Source organism: Kastovskya adunca, from assembly GCF_059505785.1.
Map to the genome: position 1 here is coordinate 12281 of NZ_JCACLG010000025.1, position 23115 is coordinate 35395.

Consider the following 23115-nt stretch of genomic DNA (forward strand, 5'->3'; position numbering starts at 1 on the left):
TCCTTTCTTGTTCTCCCTATCTTTCATCTTTCTATCCAATCGTTTTTTACCTGGCGAACGCAAATTGGTATTAGGAGAAGTATTCAATATTAAAATGTATCAAAAATTACATTATAAAGTACTAAGTATAATTACTAGTATAAAAATGACTAATTCACCGATCAATAGGCAGAAGTTCACGGGATACTGCTGCTCAAATTTAGGTCAACTTTTATAAAAAGTAACACTTGCAAACCAACTAATCCAATGTAGAAATGCGTAAAAAGATTTAAGTAGTATTTCTGAAGGATTCACAACTGTTCTCAAAAAGTGTTTTTATTTACTGAGCTTTAAAGATGTTGTTGATGAATTCACTGGGGGTCAAACCCCTCTCCTTGTAAGGGTTCGGTGTATATCCATCTCTTACCAGGATGCAACACATTGTCCGATCCCCCTGATTGACTGACAAAAGTCTTTCGCCCTCACCCTAAATCCGTTTGCTTCAACTCAAGCCTACTTACAGTAATTTCACTGAGATTAGATCCACGAATTTACGGAAACATCCTCAGGGGTTATAAGTTAAGCAGAGTTATTGTAGTAACGGGTTTGGGAATTAGTTAATTTAATAATATTTGGGGAAATAACGGGAATAATAAGGGTGTCTCGTTGAGTAGAAGGATGCTTGAAATTGAAGAGCGCGATCGCGCTTTTCCTACCCGTTGTGATAACCCACTGTTTGTTTTAAAAGTTACGACACCAACCAATCATGCTTCTAGACTCTCTCCACTCCTTGAATTGGAAGCAGGCGATCGCTCCCGATCCGCTCGCCGTCGCTCCTGATACGTCCTTAATAGAAGCAATCTCCCTCATGAGCCAAGGGGGAGAGGGTTGTGTTTTGGTGATGGAGCAGTTGCAGCTAGTGGGACTCCTGACGGAGCAAGAGGTTATCCGGCTTGTTGCGACAGGGCGGAGTTTGGAGGGCGTCAAAATTGGCGAGGTGATGGTACAAAACCCCGTAACGTTGAAGCGATCGCAATGTTCTAATGCTTTTACCGTCTTAGATTTATGCGATCGCCATCAAATTCACTACCTGCCGATTGTGGACGATGGGGAGCAGGTGCTTGGTTTAGCGACGCCGACAACGCTCTGCCGATGGCTGCGGCAAGCGCAGGCTGAGGGGAGGGTAGCACAAGCCCCCCTTAGAGATCAAAAAGTAACAGACGCCCTAGGAGGCGAGCCTCACCCACTTACAGAGGAGACACTACACGCTGATGCCGATTTAGAGCAATGCGCTGCCGAACTCCTGGTAACGAATCAGCAATTAGAGGCGACGCTGGAAGAACTGCAAATCGCCAAGACTGAGCTAGAAAGGCGAGTCGAGGAACGCACCGCCACACTGAAACAAACCAATCAGCAACTACAGGCTGAGATTGCCATTAGCGAGGCTATCCGCCAGGAACGTCAGTGGGCAGAAGAGGCGTTGCGGGAAAGTGAAAAGCGACTGCGTATCGCCCTAGAAGCTGCCTGTATGGGGATCTGGGACTGGAATCTGCTGACTAATGAAGTAGTTTTGTCTCCTAGCCTTGAACAGCTACTGGGACTGGAAACAGAAGCCTTCACGAGTACCCACGACCGCTTCCTTGACTTGATTCACCCGGAAGAACGCGATCGCGTTTTACAAGAGAAACAGCGTGCTATTGCACAGAGGACACCCTACAGTAATGAATTTCGGATTGTCTTGCCTAGCGGCGAGATTCGTTGGATAGCCAGCAAAGGCAAGGTCTTTTACGACGCCACGAACAGAGCCATCCGCATGATCGGGGTAAAATTTGACATCACTCTCACCAAGCAGGCAGAGGCAGAACTCCGCGAGTTAGGAGCCGCCCTAGAAAATGCCGTAGAGGGCATCTCGCGGCTGGACACCCAAGGACGCTATATCGCTGTCAACAGAGCCTACGCCAATACTGTAGGTTATCAGCCGGAAGAAATGATCGGTATGGATTGGCAGCGCACTATAGTTCCTGAAGATTTGGAAAAAATGGTCGCCGCCTACCAACAAATGCTCCAATGTGGCAAGGTGGAAGCGGAAGCCAGAGGTGTTCGTAAAGACGGCTCGCTGTTTTATAAGCAATTGGTGATGATTTCTGCCTACGACTGGCAACGGCAATTCATTGGGCATCACTGCTTTATGAAAGACATTAGCGATCGCCGGCAAGCACAGGAGCTAATCTTTCAGCGCGAACAGCATCTAGCCGCGTTAGTTGAAGTTCAACGTCAGTTGTTAGCTTGGGATGGACAAGGCGATCGCTATCAGGGCATCCTAGAAACCTTAGCGCCAGTCTCCTGTGCTAGCCGCATTTATGTCTTTGAAAACCACACCGATGAAGCTAATCGCTGCTTTATGAGTCAAAAAGCGGAGTGGTGTGGCGAGGGAATTAAACCGGAGATTGATAACCCCACCCTGCAAAATCTCTCCTATGACAACTTCTTTCCGCGATGGGCGCAAGCCTTAGCGCGCCATGAAATTGTTAACGGCATCGTGGCAGATTTCCCAGAGTCAGAGCGCGTCATCCTAGAGCCGCAGGGTATCCTTTCTATTCTGATTTTGCCCTTAACGGTCAACGATGAATTTTTTGGGTTCATTGGCTTTGATAACTGTGTAGAAGCCCGTTTTTGGGAGAAGTCACAAGTCGCTCTCCTGCAAGCGGTGGCTGTGGCGATTTCCCTGGTACAGGAACGCTTCTTTGCCGAAGCAGCACTGCGCGAGAGCGAACAAAAATATCGCTCCGTTGTTGATACCGTTAAAGAGGTGATTTTTCAAACCGATGTAACGGGTGCATGGACATTTCTCAATCCTGCTTGGACAGAGATTACCGGATTTTCCATCGAGGAAAGCCTCAACAAGCATGCTTTAAACTACATCCATCCAGGCGATCGCCAACGCAATGGGGAACTATTCCGACCCCTAATCAAGCGTCAACAAGAGTTCTGCTGCCAGGAAATCCGCTATTTGACTAAAGACGGCGGCTTTCGTTGGATGGAAGTATTTGTGCGGCTAATGTTAGATGCCGACGGTACCCTCGTGGGTAGCTCTGGCACCTTAAATGACATGACTCAGCGCAATCAAGCAGAGGAAGCCCTACGGCAAAGCGAGGAAAAGTTTCGTAATTTAGTCGAACAAACCAACGACTGGGTATGGGAAATTGATAGCAACACAATCTTTACCTATGTCAATCCCAGAGTGCGCGAGATTATCGGCTACAAGCCGGAAGAGCTAATTGGCAAAACGACGTTTGACTTTATGGCGGTGGATGAGGCAAATGAGTTTTCAGCCATTCTCCAGCTTTATACTTCCCAGCAGAAGCCATTTATAAATCTTGAAAAAACCCTAATTCACAAAGATGGTCATCGGGTTATCCTGGAAACAAGTGGCTCACCTGTATTTGATTCTCAAGGAATTTTGCAGGGTTATCGAGGTATCAGTCGAGATATCACTAAACGCAAACAGGTAGAGCAGGAGATTCGTAAGGCTTTGATGAGAGAAAAAGAGCTTGGCGACCTGAAATCTCGCTTTGTTTCCATGACTTCCCATGAGTTCCGCACTCCTTTGTCAATCATTTCCTCATCGGCTGGGGTTTTGGAAGATTACAGCCACAAGCTAGACGAGCAGAAAAAGCGGAAGCACCTACAGCGCATTCAGGTATCTGTCAGACACATGACTCAGTTGTTGGAGGATGTGTTGGTGATTAATCGAGCCGAAGCGGGAAAATTAGAGTTTAACCGGACACCCCTGGATTTAGTCCTATTCTGCCGCGATTTGGTGGAAGAGCTGCAAAGCAGCACTGACAATCCGCGGATGATATTGCAGACCTACGGTGCAAGCACCTTGAAGCCTGTAGACAACCACCTAAAAGCCTGGGTTGATAAAAAGTTACTGCGGCAAATTCTCACCAATTTGCTCTCGAATGCCATCAAGTATTCACCCCTTGATAGCACTATTTATTTCCAACTGACCAGTGAAGATGGAGCGGCAGTTTTCCAAGTTAGGGATGAGGGTATCGGTATTTCCTCGGAAGATCAAACTAGACTGTTTGAATCATTCCACCGAGGTCAAAATGTTGGCAACGTCCCTGGTACCGGATTAGGGTTATCGATCGTGAAAAAGTGCGTGGAGGTTCACGGGGGGCAAATTACAGTTACCAGTGAAGTTGGAGTCGGCACAACCTTCGCGGTAACTATTCCCACAAAGTAAACAACAGTTGATAAACAGATGGTAAAAATTTTAGTAATTGAAGATGACGCTTTAGTCCGAGAGAACATTCAGGAAATTTTGGAGCTAGAAGACTTTGCTACCATTACCGCCGCCGATGGTTTCCTGGGTTTACAGTTAGCGAAAGCAGAAATTCCCGATTTAATTATCTGCGATGTTATGATGCCTCGACTAGATGGCTATGGACTTTTGGCAGCACTCCGCCAAAATGCTACTACTAACAGTATCCCTTTGATTTTCTTGACGGCAAAAGCTGACCGCTCTGAGTTGCGACAGGGTATGGAACTGGGCGCTGATGATTATTTAACTAAACCCTTTACGCCATCTGAACTACTCAGAGCGATCGCCGCTCGACTAGAAAAACAAACTAATGTGATGCAGCACTATTCTCAGGAGCGGCATCGAGTTGAGAAGTTGCAGCGAAAAATACAAGAAAGCCAGAAAATAGCTCATATCAAAGAAAATTTACTAAAAAAGCTTTCTCAGGACTTGCGCGATCCTGTCTCTAATATCAATATGGCAATTTATCTGCTAAAAAATTCTACCTCACCCGCCGAGCGCGATCGCTATATCAATATTTTGCAAAACGAATGTGCTCGTGAAATTGCTTTATTAAATGAAGTCTCTAATCTACAGGAACTTCTCAGTCCCGAAAAGGCAAAGGTTCTTTATCAGTTTAAGCTGCTTAGTGAAGATAAACAGAGGAAAAAGGGTAATTAAATTAGGACAAAGCAAATACTTAAAGGTTCGCATTCAATGTTTTTGCCCGCAATACAAACTAATTTGAAACATCTTCCGTTACAGCACAATGTTTAAATTTATTCTCGCCTACTTATTTAAAACTTAATTTTTATCTGTGTAGCCGCAAATTATTATAGGTTTGCATACTGGAAAGACAGGGTAGCCCGGTGAGCAGTCCTAGAAAATTACAAGGTGGTATCAGTAAAGACAAGCGTATTTATTTTATGCGGTAACTTTTAAGAAGTTTTCCTGATTTCTGCTGATAGATTTTTTTTATGGTCGGGGGTAAGAATGAAGATTATTAAGGATTTATCCAATCTTTTACAAGATTTACAAAAAGTTTAATCTAATGACAAAGATTTTAGTGATCGAGGACGAGGCAGAAGTTCGAGATAATATTCAAGAAATCTTGGAGCTTGAGGATTTTGAAACTATTGTTGCCCCAAACGGTCGCATTGGCGTCACCTTGGCTAAAGCACAAGTCCCGGATCTAATCATTTGTGATGTGATGATGCCGGAGTTGGATGGTTATGGTGTACTAAAAGAACTGCGTCAAGATGCAATCACTGCTACTATTCCCTTGATTTTTTTGACCGCCAAAGCAGAGAACTCAGACTTGCGCCAAGGGATGACATTGGGAGCAGACGATTATTTAACTAAACCCTTTACCCTGGCTGAACTGCGTCGGGCGATCGCGACTCGTCTAGAAAAAAAAGCGGCGGTTGTCCTGCATTACACCAACCAAATTAAGAACTTGGGAGCTAAGTTAGAGCATCTAACCTATTACGACAGTTTGACAAACTTACCCAATCAACGACTACTGCGGGAGCGATTTAATCAGGTAAAAACTCAAGCAGATTCCCAAAAACAACAGGTTGCTGTTCTGCTGATTAGCTTAGATCAATTCATCTCATTGACTAGTAGCTTAGGGCATACAGACACTGAGGTATTACTTAAAGCAGTTTCTCAACGGTTAGTCAACCAAATCAAACCTGTTGAAGATGACATCGATACGGTGGCTCGATTAGACATGGCTCAATTCGCTATCCTTCTCAAGCCAATTTCTTGTAAACAAGACGCCGCCAATGTCGCTCAAACAATTTTAGATGTTTTATCTCAACCCTTGCTTTTAAGCGATCGCGAAGTCTTCATCACCAGCAGCATTGGCATTGCCTTCTCTCTAGCCGCCTTCAGCAACCTAGACAACTTAATTAGTCAAGCTGAGGTAGCAATGAGGCACACCAAGCAAGGAGAGGGGAACGGTTATGAATTCTACACGACAGAAATGACCGCTGATTTTGATAACCGTTTTACCCTAGCAGCTGACTTGTACCATGCGCTAGAACGGGAAGAATTTCTTCTTTTTTACCAGCCCCAAGTAGACCTCAAAACGGGACAAATTTTCAGCACAGAAGCTCTCGTGCGTTGGCAGCACCCAGAACGAGGCTTGATTTCTCCAGCAGAATTTATTCCCTTAGCAGAAGAAACGGGTTTAATCATTCCCCTAGGAGAATGGGTATTGCAGACAGCCTGCGCTCAAGCGAAAGCTTGGCAAGCGGCTCATTCTGTGCCACTACAAGTTGCAGTAAATCTGTCTGCTCGTCAGTTTAGCCAGCCTGATCTAACTAAAAAAATAGTCCGAGTTTTAATAGAAACAGGTCTTGAACCAAGCTTGTTAAACTTGGAACTTACAGAAAGTATTCTCATCGCAGATGTGGAAGCAGCTAACAAAACCCTCAATGAATTAAATGCTGTGGGTATTCAAATTGCGATTGATGATTTTGGAATTGGCTATTCTTCTTTGAGTTACCTACAAAAGTTCTCCTTTCACACCTTAAAAATCGATCAATCTTTTGTTCGTAATATCACTAACAACCCAGGCAATATAGCCATTACAACTGCCATTATTGAGATGGCACACCGTCTCAACTTGAAGGTGCTAGCTGAAGGGGTAGAGACGGAGTCAGAACTGGAGTTTCTCTATCAGCATCAGTGTGATGCGATACAAGGCTATCTGTTTAGCCCGCCCAAACCAGCGGCAGAATTGACAAGGTTGCTGAAGGCGGGTCAACAACTGCAACAGAGAAAGTAGCTCCTAATTCCCAAAGGCAACATACAATCAATCGTGTAGCGAAATGTAAGGGGTGAGAATTTTTCTGCCTCTGTTGCTGGTATGACACATCTTTCTATGTTGCTGGGAATGCCCATTTTTCCCCTGGCATTTGAATTTACTTCTCCAGGGCCCATTATCGTTGAATTTGGCCCGGTCGCCATCCGCTGGTATGGTTTGTTAATTGCTTCAGCGGTATTAATCGGCGTCAGTCTTTCCCAATATCTGGCAAAACGCCGTGGTGTCAATCCTGACATAGTAGCCGACTTAGCAATTTGGCTGGTACTGGCGGCAATTCCCGCCGCACGGCTTTACTATGTCCTGTTTGAGTGGCAAGATTACTCCCAACGTCCTGAGGACATCATCGCCATTTGGAAGGGGGGTATTGCCATTCATGGTGCTATCTTAGGTGGCATTGCAGCGGCGCTGATTTTTGCCCGAATTCAGAAAGTTTCCTTTTGGCAATTAGCTGACTTGGTTGTACCGTCCCTGATTTTGGGACAGGCGATCGGGCGTTGGGGAAACTTCTTTAATTCTGAAGCCTTTGGAAGTCCTACCAATTTGCCCTGGAAACTCTATATTCCCCCTGGACGCCGTCCCCCTGGATTTTTGAATGTGGAGTATTATCACCCCACGTTCTTGTATGAATCTCTGTGGAATTTGCTGGTGTTTGGCATCCTGATGACGCTGTTTTTCCGCGATGTGCAAGGAAAGTCGCGCCTGAAGGTGGGAACGCTGGCTTTGGTTTATTTGGTGGGTTACAGTGCAGGTCGCGTTTGGATTGAGGGATTGCGTACTGATAGTTTAATGCTGGGCCCTTTGCGGATCGCTCAACTAGTTAGTTTGGGCGCGATCGCCATCGGTTTACTCGGCTTAACGTGGCTTTATATTCTCAAGCGTCCCTTACCAGATGTTGTTCATCCGGGTAGGGAGCAGCGGGAGGAGGGATGAAGTATGAAGTATGAAGTATGAAGTATGAAGGGTGAAGTATGAAATAGGCGATTGGAATAATGGCTAATCGTTGTCAATTTTTCTCTCCCCTGCTCCCCTGCTCCTCTGCTCCCCCGCTCCCCTGCTCCCCCGCTCCCCTGCTCCCCTGCTCCCCACTCACCGACTCAGGACTAATCTCAACTGAAACCAAACAACGCAGCAAAAAAAAAGCTCTAGAGCCTAAACTCCAGAGCTAAACCAGGGTGCATCTACCACTTCTTTATTCCCCAAGTAAGCGAGCCTAATCCGGAAGGATTTGAGCAGTCACAAAATTTTTCGGCAAAACCAGATTGTAAATAATGTCTATTTTCATCGATCCCTCCCAGGTTCAAGCCCTTCCTCCCCTGTCACCTGCCGTTTATATTGTGGGCGCGGGGCCAGGCGACCCGGAGTTATTGACGGTTAAGGCGCAAAAAGTTCTTCAAAGTGCGGATGTGATTGTTTTTGCTGATTCCTTAGTTCCCAAGCAAATTTTGCAGGGGGTACGTGCGGAAGCGGAATTGGTGCGAACGGGGAGTAAAACCCTAGAGGAGATTTTGCCGCTCATGATCGAGCGCGTGCGATCGCATAAATCAGTCGTCCGTCTCCACTCCGGCGACCTCAGCCTCTACAGCGCCATCCACGAGCAAATGCAAGTCCTGGCAGAAGCAGAGATTCCCTTTGAAGTGATTCCCGGTATCAGTGCCTTCCAAGCCGCCGCCGCCAAGCTGGGTGTGGAGTTAACTGTGCCGGGGTTGGTGCAAACCATCATCCTCACCCGCATCAGCGGTCGCGCTTCCGCCGTACCGGAAGCGGAAGAACTGGCATCCCTCTCGGCTCATCAAGCTAGTCTTTGTCTTTACCTCGCCGCTCGTCATGTCGAAGAGGCACAAGCGAAGCTGATGCAACACTACCCCGCAGATACCCCAGTTGCCGTTTGCTTCCGCGTTGGTTGGTCAGACGAAAAAATGTGGGTAGTTCCTCTGGAACAGATGGCAAGCCTAACAAAAGCCGAAAACCTAGAGCGGACAACACTTTACATTATTAGCCCAGCTCTAAAAGCCGCAGGCAAAGCCCGTTCTCGCCTCTACCATCCCGAACATTCTCACCTGTTTCGTCCCACTCGTCCTTAACAAGAGTGCGATCGCTCTATCAAATCACTTTAAAGACAACGTCCAGCCCAAAGGAATGCTGCAACGCCTTAAAAACCGTTTTCAACCAAAACCCTCATCAGCCTACCCTCACCTACTCCAAACGCCTAATCCTTCATAGGGGGAATTCCGCTGGCTCAGACAGATTGGTAAACTGATGCGGTGTAAGCGATTGGGAGGTAGAAAAACCCTTGCTAGACGAACAAGCAAAAAAGACAATGCTCCGGAAAATTCCTCATGGAATCTACATCTGTGGCGTAAAAGACGGCGAGGAAGTCAACGGCTTTACCATTAGCTGGTTGATGCAGGCTTCATTTAAGCCGCCACTCGTTGTCAACTGCGTTAACACGTCCAACAAGTCCTACGAGATGATCAAAAACAGTGGATTCTTTGCTGTTAGCTTCTTGGACAAAGGACAAAAAGACCTCGCTCAGAGGTTCTTCCAGCCGCTAAAGCGGGTTGGTAATCGCTTTGAGGATGTGGAGTTTTATGCCGGAGAAGCAACGGGATGCCCGATTATTGCTGATTCTCTGGGCTACATTGAGTGCAAAGTGGTTGGGGAAATCGCAGAAGGCGACCACAGTGTCTTTGTTGGGGAAGTGATCGGCTCTGGTGTCCACCGAGAGGGCGAACAGATTTTACTTGAAGATACTGGCTGGCAGTACGGTGGATAGAGAAGTATAGGAATTTATGCTAATTGCTGCTAATTGTTAATGGCTAATTGTCTTTAAGGGCGCAATTAGCTATTAGTATTGACACTCTCCGCGCATTTCTGCCGGAGAGTAAACCTCTTGCATAAGTCGAATAGACCCCCCTTAATCCCCCCTTAGTAAGGGGAAAGACTTGAAATCTTGCCCCCTCCCCTTAGTAAGGGGAGGGTTGGGGAGGGGTCTGGTACATTTTTGCAAGAGGTCTAGTATCAACCAAATCTGGCTCCTCAACTACCGGGATTGGCTTACTTCTAGAAGTGTTAGAAAAAGCCCCGTCACGGGATTATGAGGAGATTTTCAAAATTGCTTACGCAGACTTACGTTGCTCTGCATGTTTGCCCTCAGCAAATTCTTCAATCATCTTGCTGTTAAAAGCAGGAAGGTCATTCGGGTTGCGGCTGGTAACCAAACCGCTATCTACAACCACTTCCTGGTCAACCCAGTTTGCTCCAGCGTTTCTCAAGTCAGTAGAGAGGGAAGGCCAAGATGTAACCGTACGCCCCTTGACCACATCTGCTTCCACCAGTGTCCACAGACCGTGACAGATAGCTGCGACGGGCTTACCCGCCTCAAAGAATGATTTAACGAACTGCACTGCCTTTTTGTTGATACGCAGTTGATCCGGGTTCACGGTGCCACCTGGTAAGAGGAGGGCATCGTAGTCATCAGGACTCGCCTGATCTAGCTCTACGTCAACGGGAAATTCATCCCCCTTGTCGTAGTGATTCCATCCCTGCACTTTGTCGCTTTCGGGCGAAATCAGGTGAGTTTGAGCATTAGCATCGTTAAGTGCCTGCCTGGGTTTGGTCATCTCGACCTGTTCAAAACCGCTTGCTACTAAGATGGCGACTTTTTTACCATTGAGTTCTTGAGCCATACTTATAATCTCCTTAAGTTATTACGTTTACATTTAAATAAATGCTAATTCTTATGGTATTTATTTTGTCAGGTGCCTACCTCTATCGATTGGACTGGTTTTGCATATTAGGAGCTAGAAATCTAGATGTGCAATGTTCGCCAATCCCCTAAGTGAACTCAGTAAGTAGGCGAGAATTAAGTCAGGTGTGTTCAGTGTAAAATCTCAAATTGGCTTATATTCAGGAATTAAGCTCTATTTTGAAGGATTTAACCCTGAATGAAAATCTTTAATTATTTACATATCCTACTCATTCGTCGCTCTTAAAATAGATATTCTTATAAAAATTGAGATTGTAAATATATCTAATTAACTGCATTCTTGCATTGGTTTTGTGGAAGCGATCGCCTGTTATTTCAGCTACTCCCAGAGTGAAAGCAGGCTGCTGTCAAATCGAGTGTATTCACAATTACAAAGCACGTTACAACAATCCCTTCCTCAAGTAAGAAGAGGAGTTAAGCCATAGGAGGTAAGTTGTATCAATCAAAATTAGCAAATTAAGCAAGAACCTACTAATGAATTCAGAATCAATTGCTCAAAATCAACAATTTGATCCGCAACAGATATTGAATCCGGCGCAGCAATCTCAGATCACTCAACAGCTCTCCGAAAGCGTCATCTTGACCACAGTAGACGATCTCTACAATTGGGCACGACTCTCTAGCTTGTGGCCCCTACTGTACGGCACCGCTTGCTGCTTTATTGAATTTGCCGCTCTGATTGGTTCGCGCTTTGACTTTGACCGATTTGGCTTGATTCCTCGTTCTAGCCCACGCCAAGCCGACTTAATCATCTTGGCAGGCACTTTGAACATGAAAATGGCTCAACCGACGCTTCGCCTTTACGAACAGATGCCTAGCCCAAAGTACGTTATTGCGATGGGAGCCTGCATGATCACGGGAGGCATGTTCAGCGCTGACTCTTATACAGCTATTCGAGGGGCTGATAAAATTTTGCCCATCGATGTTTACATTCCCGGCTGTCCTCCTCGCCCAGAAGCGATCATAGATGCCATTATTAAGCTGCGTAAAAAAATTGCCAATGAATCAATTCAGGAGCGGGGAAAAATTGAGCAAACTCATCGCTTCTACAGCACCACCCATAATATGAAACCAACTACATCAGGTCATACGGGTATATACATCAATTCACCTTCTCGTCAGCAACCGCCCAAAGAATTAATGGATGCAGCGGGAATGCCACTTCCTGGTACTCTCCAATCTGCGGAAAAAGAAGCCGTTAATCTTGGCGAGAAGGTTTAAGTTTGATGCTTTTCCATCGCTATCATGGGTAGGGGCAAGACACAATGCCCCTACTTTACTTTATTGAACCGATGTTCTAGCGGCTAACTAAAGCGATCGCCGTGACTTCTGGAGGACAATACCAACGTCCTGGGGGAAACGTACCTAAACCGCGATTGACATACAAATAATTGCTTCCGACCTGATGCAGTCCCTGTCCCCATTCCCAATGGCGAACCACTTTCGGCCATTTTGCCTCTAAAAAGGGAATCCAGGGCCAGAGGAATTTGGGAATTTTCTCCCGCGAGGCGTGAATCCAACTGGGTACAGAGCCTCTCCCCGGAATCACAATTTGCCCCCCGTGGGTATGACCGGAAAGCTGCAAATCAACCCGCCAGGGTTGCAATCGCTCAGCGCTATCGGGATTGTGAGATAAGACAAGGCAGGGAAGATTGGGGTCTAACTGCCCCATGACGGGAGCCGGATTGAACTCAGGCGACCAGAAATCAGGGAGTCCGACTAATGCTAACTCCGGCCCTAGAGGATAGGCAATCTGATTCCAGAGCACTTGAATTCCCGCATCAGTGAGGGCAGTAGTGATTTCGTTTTTTGAATAGGGGTAATGAAGGTCATGATTTCCTAAAACTGCAAAGACACCTGCACGACTTTTCAAATCCTTGAGCCGCTGTGCCAGTTTATGAATGGGCTTAGGGTTGTGGGTAACAAAGTCGCCAGTCAGCACCACTAAATCGGGTTCGGCTTGATTACTGGCATCAATCGCCTCCGCTAGCAGCTCTTCCGTTAGCAGTAAGCCGTCGTAGTGAAAATCTGTAAGGTGTACTAGTTTTGTTCCTTCTAAGGTTTTGGGTAAATCAGCGATCGCGATCTCTAAGTGCTCAATACTTAAGGGTTCTGACAATATACGCATTTTTTAATAACTAATAACTGAATAACTGTGACTACCTATATATATGACAGAGCCTAGGTTATAGCTGCCAATGAAAAAATAGCGCCAACCGACCGAGCAGGCGATTTGTCAGCGGTCGAGCTTGCCACTTTGCCAAATGGATGCGACGGCTCTTAGAAAACCCATGTTGGAAGAACTCCTCCACAAATTCCGCAAACTTAGGTTCAGCTAAGGAGACATTGAGTTCGTCATTGTGGAAAAGACTGCGCGGATCGTAATTGGCACTTCCAGTTCCCACCCAGTGTTCATCAATTAGCAACACCTTGGCGTGCATCATACTCGGCTGGTATTCGTAGATTTCAATCCCAGCTCTGAGCAGCTCCCTGTAACGTTCCCGGACGGCATAATAGACCATCTGCTTGTCATTGTGCGGGCCTACCGTTAGAACACGCACATCAACCCCCTTTTCTTTAGCCTTGAGAAGGGCATTCCGGGAGTTGCGATCTGGCAGAAAGTAAGGACTAGCAATCCACAGCCGCTTTTTTGCCGCGAGGACACTCGTGTAGAAGAGCGCATGAACCGACGAACTGGCACTAGGAAATTCACTCGGCGTGACGAGGATGGTTGGCCCATTCGTGACGCTAGGTTGAAAGATTTTTTGACTTAAGCTACCGATTCCCCCCACATACATCCAGTGCTGCGTGAAGATGCCTTCCAAAGTAGCGACAATTGGCCCTTGAAAGCCAATCTCAAAGTCAAGCCAAGGGCCCTCATCACCTGTTTCTTTCATACCGTCCCAATGGTCTGAAACCCCTGTACCACCCACCAAAGCGATCTTTCCATCAATCAGCAGTAGCTTGCGGTGGGTACGGATGTTGTAAGTTAGGGGAGCCTTCCAACTGAACTTGTGGAAGAAGCGGACATCAACACCCGCCGCCTGTAAATTCTGCCAGTACTCCTTAGGAATCGCGTTCACACCGAATCTATCGGCAATGAGCTGAATCTCAACCCCCGCCTTGGCTCGCTCGATCAAGGCAGCCGCAAAATCGTCAGCGCGGCGACCAGGGGTCATATAAAAGGTTTCAAAGTGGATTGTATGCCGAGCGCTACGGATTGCCTCCTCTCTGGCTTTATAAATAGCATCGATATTAAACCAATAACCGATTGGCTTGCCGTGGGTGAGGTGGGAGGCGGATACGCCCATCATCGCCAGCGGAAAATGAGGCTCCTCTAAGCCCGGAACCTCTTTCATCCTGTAGTCAACCTTGTTGTAAAATGCCCCCTGAAGATAGAGGATAAACAACAAAACTAGTAGTAAGACCAGGAAAACTCCAAGACTCCACCACATCCAGGGGTTTAGTGATGTTCTTGTCACACTAGATGATAGGGGGAAAAGAGCTGTTGCTTTGGACGGGGGAAGTTGAAAAATTAAGCGGCTGTGCATCTAAAGGGCATGATTTTATTAATCGTTTCAGGATTGTGGCTTGGCGATCGGGGACTGGATAAGAAGCCTTAAAACCTAACTATCTAGGATATTGACACTCTTTCCAATCCTCAACAAAAGCCAGTTCCAGGAATATGTTAGTTAAACGTGCAACAGCTTTAAAAGCTTCTTTGGGAGGAATAATTTAAGCAAACGCGAGGACGTTCTGCGACTGCCACTGAGTTTCAACCTCCTTCACTTAACTTTAAAAATCTACATACCAGTTAAATTTAAAAACCAATTGCTGATAACTAAAAATTAAAAGTATTAGCTATCATTTAGAGGATTTTCATTAAACAAGTGCGCTTAAACAACCCTAACCAAGTTGTAAGATGGGCATTCCCCAGAAACAACTTTTTGTAGAATTTTAAGCTTATCAAGGGCATTGCCCACCCCACGTTCATTAGATCCTGCTACTTATCTACCCTACTCCCCCTTCATCCTCCATCCTTCACCCTTCACCCTTCATCCTTCACACTTCATCCTTCATCCTTCACCCTTCACCCTTCATCCTTCACCCTTCATCCTTCATCCTTCACACTTCATCCTTCATCTAGGTCTTTCAAAATGATGTGGGACTTCGGGTCAAAGGCAATCATTCTTTGTTCCTGTAAGGTGGATAGTACTCGCGTTACTGTGACTCGCGTCGTGCAGCAGGCACTGGCTAAGTCTTCATGAGTCAGACGGACGCTCAGACGAGTTCCTTCTGGGACGGGTTGACCAATTTCTCGCTTGAGAAATAGCAACAGCGCTTGCAGGCGGTCTTTCACCCGTCGCTGTCCAAAAATTCTTAAAAAGGCTTCGGCTTGTTGCAACCGCTGGTTAATCAGAGGCAAAAGGGTCTGGGTTAAATGTGGGGAAGCCGCGATTTCAGTGAGGGAAATGCTGGCTAATTTGACATCTGAGAGCGCTGTTGCTTGGTAGGTTTGGAGAGTCGTCATTGCCGCTCCAAAGGGCATAGAAGGGACGGCTAATCCTACCATCACCTCTTCGCCACTGTCACAAAGGGTACTCAGCTTGACGATTCCTTGAGAAACAATCCAAATTGCCTGGGGATTGAGAGGGATCAGTTCTCCCTTTGTATAGGTTTCTAAAGGCTTCTGGTAGCAGAGATCGTGATCTTTTTTTTCTAACGCCTTGAGAGCCTGTTGGCGATCGCAAATATCGCTCACTAACCAGCGTAGGGTAACTACTTTCCCGTCTGAATTACGTCTAGTCGCCAGGGTTATAGTTGCCTCAAAGGAAACGCCGTGATGGTTTTGCAGACGGAATTTCCACTCCCTTATCTGCTCGCGCTGATCTATCTGGCTCAGTTGGGAACGAAAGTCTTGACGATCTTCTAGGGGAATCAAACCCAGCAGAGGTTTGCCGATCAAGAAATCCTGCTTGACGCCGAGCCGGGTAGCCGCCGCCTGGTTGGCTTCTCGAATCACACCGCGTACATCAGTAACTAGGTACGCCTCCGGTACGAACTCAAATAAATCTTGGTAGCGTTGGCGTTCGATTTGCAGCAGTTCGTGTGTTGCGGCTAGTTCTTCCTGCTGTTGGAGAAGCTTTTCTGCTGCTACCTGCAATTCTTCTGAGGCGCTACCCAGTTCCTTGAAGGCGGTTGGGAGCAAATCGGGTTGCGCTAGCGTTCCCACATTGGCGTTGCGGTACAACTGTGCTAGCCGCCAGTTGATTGCCTCCACCCGCTGAGTAAACATTTCTATATTCATCTCAAGCTTTTCCTAGCTACCCTTGACTAAAACTAATTTCTCTTTTCCCTGCTATCTCCTCAAATCGGTTTTAGTAAGCCGCTTCAGAGATTTTAGATCTTCCTAAGAGTCACTAGATGGCTATTTTTTACGACTCTATCGATAGATAGATATGTAGATTTGCTAATCACCTCAAGAAGCGGTTTTAGGTAATGCTCAAACGGCATAAGGTAAGAGGCGAGAATCAATCAAACTATGTAGTAGACCTTTTGCATAAGCCGAATAGACCCCCCTTAATCCCCCCTTAGTAAGGGGGGAGACTTGAAATCTTGCCCCCTCCCCTTACTAAGGGGAGGGTTGGGGAGGGGTCTAATACATTTTTGCAAGAGGTCTAGTGAAGCTCTGTCAAGTCTCTTAAATGGTTTCCTAGTCAGGGCTGAAGCCCTAGATTGAGAAATTTAGCCCTGACTACAAACCAATAATATTTACATGTCCTACTTACTTGGGCATCAACAACCCAGGGAATAGCTATTTAGTCTGAGCTTTCTAGTAGAGGTAAAAATTTTCGGATGAGTCCAATGGTGACGGCGGGAAGCTCTAATTGGGGAGTCAAGCCGACATCATCAAGTTGTTGAAAAATCCGCACGGCTTGAGGATTCATTTCGGCAAGACGACGCCCGACTTCTGGCCCTGTAAATTCTGACTTTTGTCCCCAAATGATGGCGGTGGGGACGGTAAGTTGGGTGATGTACCGGGACAAATCAAAACATAAATCTCCCCGCACAAAAGATAGAGCCGCATACTCGGCATGCGGCTGTCGAGCGGATTCCAGGTAGGCTTGTACGATTTCGGGATAAATTCGTTCAGGACGGGCAAATTGGTTTTGTTCTAAGAAGTTGCGAACGCCGAAATCTGTAGCCACCCCTGTGCTGTAAAGTAGCCGATCGAGAATTGGCGTACTGACGACTTGAGTAAAGAAGTTACGGGTGTAGTTTTCTCCAAAATCAGAAAGACCTGCGGCGGTGGTCAAAATCAGAGACTTAAATAATTCAGGATGAGCGATCGCGGTGCGAATGGTAAACGCGGCTGTCAGTCCAGAAGCAATGACAGTGGTTGGGCGATCGCTAATCTTTCCCATAAATTCGCCGATACTCAGGATATAATCCTCGATTCGGAAAAACCGGGCGGGATGGTTGGAGCGTCCCCAGCCAATCAAGTCTGGTGCCACAATGCGATAGTCAGCAGCGAAGGCTGGATAAACTTTAGACCACTCGTAGGCAGAGGAGCCACCACCAAAGCCGTGAAGAAAGACTAAGGTTTCGCGATCGCTGTCATTATTACCCTCGCCACTAGACCACAGTTGACCCTCAGAGGTGTAGTAAACAATGCTTCCCAACGTGGTGTTGATAGACTGCTGAACAAAACCGGGTGGTATAAACATAAATCGAGCTTCTCAATGGTGCCTATAACATTCCACAGCCCCCCGAAACCTGCATCACTCCAAAGGTGAAATCCCAGGGGCGTGACAAACTGCCGCGCCGACTGAAGCCATAAGTAAAGAAGCAGGAGTCATCCCACAGGAAAAAGTCTTATTGTCAATGTAGTCAACTCCCTAGTACTCACTACGCAATTTCTTCCCAGACAAGAAGCACTATGGTTGACAGTATTAAACAACCCAACGGGATTTTAAGTAAGAGCGCTTTTACCCGTCCGGCTAATGGCACTCAACTGTCCTATCCGATTTTGGTGGTTGGGAGTTCGACAGCGTCATATACCGCTACCTTGGGGGCTTTGCGAACCGATCCGCAGGTCGTGGTTTGCCTAGTAATACCCCAGCAAGTTTTAGGAGGACAGTTTACTGCCCAAGCCTTACCTGCATCGGATGACGGCGATCAGCTCAAGTCTCCCAACGGTGAGGCTTATAGCATTTCTAAAACTCATCGCAGCTTCCGTAATCTGCAACGGTCATTACAAGCCGTGAGTGGGCAAGTGGTAAAAAATCCCGGTGGCGGTTGGGTGAGTCCCTTGTGTACGACACCTGTCACCTCAGCCAGAGCGTTGAATGAGGCGATCGCCCCTTACATTACCCAAAAGCGCTTAATTATTATTCCCTTTGCTGAACCCATGCAGGTGATTACCACGACATCTGGGCAGCGTCGCCGGGTGACAGGGGTGGTTTTCCGAGATACCCAAAACGGGGCTAATTTTACCGTCTCCGGCCAAGTTGTCATTGAAGCAACTGATCTAGGGGACTTGCTGGAACTAGGAAATATTGAGTCGCGGGTGGGACAAGAAGCACGCAGCGAAACGGGGGAACCCCTCTTGCCGGAAGTAGCGTTGCCTAGATGTCAGCAGTCAATTACCTACTGCGTACTCCTAGAGCGCACAGCACCGGGAAGGGGCGTGTCCATTGGTAAGCCCATCGGCTATGGAGAACAACCCTGGCTTTTACCAACGGACTTTACAGGCAAGTTTTGGACACGCAAAAGTAATTTGGTTTGGGAGGCGCGGGACTTTTTTCACAGTTACGGCATCTTCAGTTATCGCCGCCTACAGCGCGTCAGCCTCAGGGAGAGCAATGTTAGTGTCGGCGACGTGACGGTGCTGAACTGGAGTACTAGTCCGCGAGGGCCGAGTGGTAAAGAAGGATCATTCTACATTGGTAACGACTACCGCAACGGTATCATTGTCGGGGTGAGTCGAGAGGAACGTCAGGCAACTCTAAAACGAGCACGCGATCGCTCCCGTGCCTATGCCCACTTTTTGCAGGTTAGCGAAGGCAAAGACTTAAAGCCCCGTGGCGATCTCACTTGGACAAGTGACGGTATTGCCCTAGAACCCTACATCCGGGAAGCCCGTCGCGGCGTAGCCCTGAGCACTATCCGCCATCAAGATGTGGCGAAAGCGTTTTTCCCAGGACAAGCGCGGGCAAGAACCTTTGATGATAGTGTGGGCATCGGTCAGTATCACTACCTCGACATTCACGGCAACGACGAACCGGGACAAGTGAGTTTACCCGGCGACTACGTCCTGGCTTTGCCCTTTTCAATTTCAATGGGGGCGCTGGTTCCCATCAATACCGATGGCTTAATTCTCTCCTCTAAAAGTCTCGGGACAACCCACATCACCAACGGGGCATATCGCATGCATCCGGTAGAGTGGGCAATTGGAGAAGCGGGGGGAGCCTTAGCTGCAATGGCGATTAGAGAAAACGTGGAAGCCCGCGATATCGTCCTCAATGAGCCACGCAAACGCAAGTTACAAGGGCTACTTGCCCGCAATGGCGTACCCCTGATCTGGTTTGATGACATTACCCACGATGACCCAGATTATGAGGCAATTCAGGTACTCGCCACAGCAGGTATTGTCCGCAGCGAAAGCAATGCCAACTTAAACTTTCGCCCCCAAGCTCCTGTAAACCGAGCCGTAGTATGTACAGCACTAGTAAAAGTTCTCGGTTTACCCTTAGTCACGCCAACGACTCCCACCTTCTCTGATGTCCCATCTAACCATTGGGCGTATGTCAACATTGAGTCACTGTATGCACAAGGTTTAATTGCCGGATTGGGAAGCGGACGCTTTGCACCCGATCAACCCATTACTCAACTCCATTTGTCTTTCCTAATTAGGAAGGTCGATCAGTTAATTGTGCCAGGAGTTTACAACTTGGCAATCTCAAAAATTCCCACAACAAACCGAAACTTACAGCGACGCGAACTTTCCAGAGTTCTCTATGAGGTGTATCGCATGAAGTTAGGTTTAATCGGAACTGCACGTCTTCAACCTGCATCTATAAATCGTGAAACTGATACCTCCTCCACAGTAGAAGTAGTTACGCCCTGAAGCCGCCTTTAGGATGGGCATTGCTCATCCTAAAGCTATAGATAAAGAGTTATGGCTACCACACTATTAATCCAAATCTTTAAAGTAGCGATCGCCTTATCACTCTGCTTTATAGCCATCACCCTAAGAACGCCGTTTTTAGCCAGTCTTAGAAATGAATTTTTCTGGGTAATCTTAGTTTTAGGTTTGGGTTTAATAGCATTTGAAGTTTTTAATTTCAAACAAAAATCTCTCAAATCAAAGCCCATCATTAGTTTTTTAGTTGTAGCACTGTGTTGTAGCAGCCTTGCTATTGCCATTACTCAGCAAATACAATTTAACCTAACTAAGCGACATGTTTTAAGCCAAAATGCTGCTCAACTTGAAAAGCTCGGTCAGCATTTTATCGTTGGTTATCGAGATTTGGCAGAAGTCAAAACGCTGGTTGAAAAAAGAGCGATCGCTGGTGTTTTTATCACTCGGAGAAATATAAATAATAAAACATTCAAAGAAATTCAAGAAGAGATTTCAAGTTTACAAAATATTCGTGCCTCTCAAGGTTTACCTCCCTTGTGGGTAGCCAGCGATCAAGAGGGAGGTATCGTTTCACGCTTGTCACCTCCTCTAACTCAACTCCCTCCTTTATCTAAGATTGTCGAGGAAGAAATAAGTGATGAGCAAAAGAAATCGGAAGTAATTCAGTATGCATTCAAGCAAGGTAAAGAGTTATCCGCTCTAGGTATTAATTTAAATTTTGCTCCCGTAGTGGATTTAAATAAAGGAGTTGTCAATCCTCAAGATAAATATTCTCAAATTTATCGGCGTGCTATTTCAGCGGATAAAGAAGTAGTCGCCTCAGTGGCGTTGTGGTATTGCAACGCCCTGGGTCAAACCGGGGTGAGGTGTACGATTAAGCATTTTCCTGGGTTAGGACGAGTCGAGGACGATACTCATCTAGCCTCAGCGGATTTGCAAACCTCTATTGCTGAATTAGCGAAGGACGATTGGGTACCGTTTCGGGAAATGATGAAATCTCAGGCGTTTACGATGTTGGGACATGCAAAGTTAACAGCATTAGATACAGTTAATCCCGTTTCATTCTCGCATCAGGTAGTAACAGAATTGATCAGAAATGATTGGCAGCACGATGGAGTGTTGATTACCGATGACTTTTCTATGCAAGCCGTTTATGGCAGTAAAGCTGGATTGAAAGCTGCCACTGTTCAAGCGATTAATGTAGGGGTAGATTTAATCTTAATTGCTTACGACAAAGATTTATACTATCCAGCAATGTCAGCTTTGCTAAAAGCTGAAGAATCGGGAAAACTGGATAGTGCTTTACTAGAAAGAAGTCGTGTCAGATTAGAGCAAAATCAAAAACTTCTCAAGAGTGGAACCTGACTGACTGACAAAAGTCCTACACTCCTTGATTGACCGTAGAGCGCTAAAAGTTTTTTGGCGTTGGGTTTGACGCTGTTCAACCCAACCTACCCGAAAAGATTTGTCACTCAACCAGCACGCTTCACTCTGCCCAACCTAATAAGATTAAACAAGGTCATCTTGTCAGTTGGGTTGAGGAACTTACAAAGCAGCGTTCTTGCTGAGGAACCCAACATTATCGACGAGCAAAACCGTTTTGAGGATTGGGAAGTTGGGAGGAGGTCGTGCAGTGGATACCGCAATAACAGCGCAAAATATACAGGAGCAAGTTAGCTCTAAAGACTGGTCATGGCGTTTCTGGCTCACTTTGCCACTCTACCCCTACGGCAAGCGGCGGACAATTCGCAAAGAAGTGGTTAAGGACACCGTTTGGACTTTCGACCAAGTGCAGGGTATCGTCTATGTCGCCGTGCCGATTCGCATGAGTGTCATTAGGCTCGATGCTGGGGGGCTTTTGATCTATGCGCCTGTTGCGCCGACAAGAGAGTGCATTCGACTGGTTAAGGAGTTGGTGGCAAAGCATGGTGGCGTTAAATACATTATCTTGCCCACTATTTCCGGCTTAGAGCACAAGGTCTTTGTCGGCCCGTTTGCCAGACAGTTTCCCAACTCGCAGGTTTTCGTCGCCCCGAATCAGTGGAGCTTTCCCTTAAATCTCCCCCTAAGCTGGCTGGGCTTTCCTTCCAAACGCACTCAGATACTCCCATCTAATAGCAGCAAAGTCCCCTTTGCTGATGAGTTTGACTACGCGATCTTGGGTGCCATTGAACTTGGGCCAGGGCGGTTTGAGGAAGTGGCATTTTTCCATAAGCGATCGCGTACACTGCTCATAACTGACTCGGTGCTTTCTGTACCAGAGGAACCGCCGGAAATCGTCCAACTTGACCCCTACCCGTTGCTGTTCCACGCGAAGGATGATGCCTTCGATGTTATTGAGGACAACGAGGCAAGCCGCCGCAAAGGATGGCAGCGCATCTCGCTGTTTACGCTTTACTTCCAACCCAGTGCGCTGAAGGTAGCGGAAATGGGGCAATCGGTGCGCGATGCGCTTAAAGCTCCGGATCGGTCGAAGAAAGCCTATTTCGGTTGGTTTCCCTTTAAATGGCAGGAGGACTGGAAGCAGTCCTTTGATGCTTTGCGAGGAGGCGGGCGTCTATTTGTCGCACCAATTCTGCAAACCCTGATTCTCAACCGGGCACCGCAGGAAACCCTCGACTGGGCAGAGAAGGTGGCAAGCTGGAATTTTCAGCGGATTGTTCCCTGTCACTTTGACTCGCCGATTGAGACAAGCCCGCAGCAGTTTCGGCAGGCGTTCGCCTTCCTTAAAAAGAATTCTCTTCTTGCTGAGGGCGAAAGCCAATGTTTACCGGAGGAAGACTTTAGCTTACTGAGGAAACTGGATAACAACCTGATTGGGTTTGGCATCACGCCGCCACCGCAGGAAAAGGTTTAGCTCTGAATGTAGATCCCCGACTTCTTGAAGAAGTCGGGGATCTGAGGCACAAGTTTTGCTTACTCCCTTCCCGCCAGAAGGCTACCTATTCCGGGAGTGGCTCAAATGCGAGGTCATGCTTGGGGGTAAAGGTCTCTCTACTTTACTCGACCCACCAAAATTTGACGCACTACCATACACATCTGCTATATTATTATAGTAATGACGGCATATGCAGTCATGTGTT

General features: G+C 46.9%; 15 protein-coding genes. 10 read left to right on the forward strand and 5 right to left on the reverse strand.

Features of this window, described 5'->3' with window-relative positions; all coding sequences use genetic code 11:
• Window positions 1-745: 745 nt before the first annotated feature.
• The 6 genes from AC5JR3_RS08950 to AC5JR3_RS08975 all read left to right on the forward strand — a co-directional run bounded on the left by AC5JR3_RS08950 (window position 746) and on the right by AC5JR3_RS08975 (window position 9894).
• Complete coding sequence (locus tag AC5JR3_RS08950) at window positions 746-4231, forward strand: PAS domain S-box protein (protein WP_495845088.1); 3486 nt, start codon at window positions 746-748, stop codon at window positions 4229-4231.
• A gap of 18 nt (window positions 4232-4249) precedes the next feature.
• A complete protein-coding gene (locus AC5JR3_RS08955; RefSeq protein WP_495845090.1) occupies window positions 4250-4969 on the forward strand; it encodes a response regulator transcription factor in 720 nt (239 codons plus the stop codon).
• Between the two features lie 370 nt (window positions 4970-5339).
• Entirely contained in the window at window positions 5340-7082 is a 1743-nt protein-coding gene (locus tag AC5JR3_RS08960) for a putative bifunctional diguanylate cyclase/phosphodiesterase (protein ID WP_495845092.1), read from the forward strand.
• 81 nt (window positions 7083-7163) lie between these two features.
• Window positions 7164-8051 (forward strand): prolipoprotein diacylglyceryl transferase, encoded by an 888-nt coding sequence (gene lgt, locus AC5JR3_RS08965; RefSeq protein WP_495845094.1) that lies wholly within the window; start codon window positions 7164-7166, stop codon window positions 8049-8051.
• A 338-nt stretch (window positions 8052-8389) separates the two neighbouring features.
• Window positions 8390-9202: a precorrin-4 C(11)-methyltransferase gene (cobM, locus tag AC5JR3_RS08970; RefSeq protein WP_495845096.1), complete on the forward strand. Its 813-nt coding sequence runs from the start codon at window positions 8390-8392 to the stop codon at window positions 9200-9202.
• Between the two features lie 209 nt (window positions 9203-9411).
• Window positions 9412-9894 (forward strand): flavin reductase family protein, encoded by a 483-nt coding sequence (locus tag AC5JR3_RS08975; protein WP_495845099.1) that lies wholly within the window; start codon window positions 9412-9414, stop codon window positions 9892-9894.
• Between the two features lie 343 nt (window positions 9895-10237).
• Here AC5JR3_RS08975 and AC5JR3_RS08980 read toward each other — a convergent pair whose 3' ends face one another.
• Window positions 10238-10807 (reverse strand): type 1 glutamine amidotransferase domain-containing protein, encoded by a 570-nt coding sequence (locus tag AC5JR3_RS08980; RefSeq protein WP_495845101.1) that lies wholly within the window; start codon window positions 10805-10807, stop codon window positions 10238-10240.
• A 554-nt stretch (window positions 10808-11361) separates the two neighbouring features.
• Here AC5JR3_RS08980 and nuoB point away from each other — a divergent pair.
• Window positions 11362-12108: an NADH-quinone oxidoreductase subunit NuoB gene (gene nuoB / locus AC5JR3_RS08985; protein WP_495845103.1), complete on the forward strand. Its 747-nt coding sequence runs from the start codon at window positions 11362-11364 to the stop codon at window positions 12106-12108.
• A gap of 76 nt (window positions 12109-12184) precedes the next feature.
• Here the strand turns inward: nuoB and AC5JR3_RS08990 are convergent, their stop codons facing one another.
• From AC5JR3_RS08990 to AC5JR3_RS09005, 4 genes are all read right to left on the reverse strand, one after another.
• The gene (locus AC5JR3_RS08990) at window positions 12185-13015 is read right to left on the reverse strand and encodes a metallophosphoesterase (RefSeq protein ID WP_495845105.1); all 831 of its coding nucleotides are present in this window, start codon (window positions 13013-13015) and stop codon (window positions 12185-12187) included.
• A 58-nt stretch (window positions 13016-13073) separates the two neighbouring features.
• The gene (locus tag AC5JR3_RS08995; RefSeq protein WP_495845107.1) at window positions 13074-14246 is read right to left on the reverse strand and encodes a phospholipase D-like domain-containing protein; all 1173 of its coding nucleotides are present in this window, start codon (window positions 14244-14246) and stop codon (window positions 13074-13076) included.
• 773 nt (window positions 14247-15019) lie between these two features.
• Window positions 15020-16195: a PAS domain S-box protein gene (locus AC5JR3_RS09000; protein WP_495845109.1), complete on the reverse strand. Its 1176-nt coding sequence runs from the start codon at window positions 16193-16195 to the stop codon at window positions 15020-15022.
• Between the two features lie 511 nt (window positions 16196-16706).
• Window positions 16707-17615, reverse strand: coding sequence for an alpha/beta fold hydrolase (locus tag AC5JR3_RS09005; protein ID WP_495845111.1), 909 nt, complete (start codon window positions 17613-17615; stop codon window positions 16707-16709).
• A gap of 212 nt (window positions 17616-17827) precedes the next feature.
• Here AC5JR3_RS09005 and AC5JR3_RS09010 point away from each other — a divergent pair, with 212 nt between their 5' ends.
• From AC5JR3_RS09010 to AC5JR3_RS09020, 3 genes are all read left to right on the forward strand, one after another.
• The gene (locus tag AC5JR3_RS09010; protein WP_495845113.1) at window positions 17828-20017 is read left to right on the forward strand and encodes an FAD-dependent oxidoreductase; all 2190 of its coding nucleotides are present in this window, start codon (window positions 17828-17830) and stop codon (window positions 20015-20017) included.
• A 51-nt stretch (window positions 20018-20068) separates the two neighbouring features.
• Window positions 20069-21397, forward strand: coding sequence for a glycoside hydrolase family 3 N-terminal domain-containing protein (locus tag AC5JR3_RS09015; RefSeq protein WP_495845115.1), 1329 nt, complete (start codon window positions 20069-20071; stop codon window positions 21395-21397).
• A 268-nt stretch (window positions 21398-21665) separates the two neighbouring features.
• Window positions 21666-22889 (forward strand): DUF4336 domain-containing protein, encoded by a 1224-nt coding sequence (locus AC5JR3_RS09020; protein ID WP_495845117.1) that lies wholly within the window; start codon window positions 21666-21668, stop codon window positions 22887-22889.
• Window positions 22890-23115: the final 226 nt, after the last annotated feature.

What these genes read in the sequence shown, in the direction of transcription:
- AC5JR3_RS08950 (WP_495845088.1), top strand. Translation starts at nt 746, where the DNA reads ATGCTTCTAGACTCTCTCCACTCCTTGAATTGGAAGCAGGCGATCGCT.
- AC5JR3_RS08955 (WP_495845090.1), top strand. Translation starts at nt 4,250, where the DNA reads ATGGTAAAAATTTTAGTAATTGAAGATGACGCTTTAGTCCGAGAGAAC.
- AC5JR3_RS08960 (WP_495845092.1), top strand. Translation starts at nt 5,340, where the DNA reads ATGACAAAGATTTTAGTGATCGAGGACGAGGCAGAAGTTCGAGATAAT.
- lgt (WP_495845094.1), top strand. Translation starts at nt 7,164, where the DNA reads ATGACACATCTTTCTATGTTGCTGGGAATGCCCATTTTTCCCCTGGCA.
- cobM (WP_495845096.1), top strand. Translation starts at nt 8,390, where the DNA reads ATGTCTATTTTCATCGATCCCTCCCAGGTTCAAGCCCTTCCTCCCCTG.
- AC5JR3_RS08980 (WP_495845101.1), bottom strand. Translation starts at nt 10,807, where the DNA reads ATGGCTCAAGAACTCAATGGTAAAAAAGTCGCCATCTTAGTAGCAAGC.
- nuoB (WP_495845103.1), top strand. Translation starts at nt 11,362, where the DNA reads ATGAATTCAGAATCAATTGCTCAAAATCAACAATTTGATCCGCAACAG.
- AC5JR3_RS08990 (WP_495845105.1), bottom strand. Translation starts at nt 13,015, where the DNA reads ATGCGTATATTGTCAGAACCCTTAAGTATTGAGCACTTAGAGATCGCG.
- AC5JR3_RS08995 (WP_495845107.1), bottom strand. Translation starts at nt 14,246, where the DNA reads ATGAAAGAGGTTCCGGGCTTAGAGGAGCCTCATTTTCCGCTGGCGATG.
- AC5JR3_RS09000 (WP_495845109.1), bottom strand. Translation starts at nt 16,195, where the DNA reads ATGAATATAGAAATGTTTACTCAGCGGGTGGAGGCAATCAACTGGCGG.
- AC5JR3_RS09005 (WP_495845111.1), bottom strand. Translation starts at nt 17,615, where the DNA reads ATGTTTATACCACCCGGTTTTGTTCAGCAGTCTATCAACACCACGTTG.
- AC5JR3_RS09010 (WP_495845113.1), top strand. Translation starts at nt 17,828, where the DNA reads ATGGTTGACAGTATTAAACAACCCAACGGGATTTTAAGTAAGAGCGCT.
- AC5JR3_RS09015 (WP_495845115.1), top strand. Translation starts at nt 20,069, where the DNA reads ATGGCTACCACACTATTAATCCAAATCTTTAAAGTAGCGATCGCCTTA.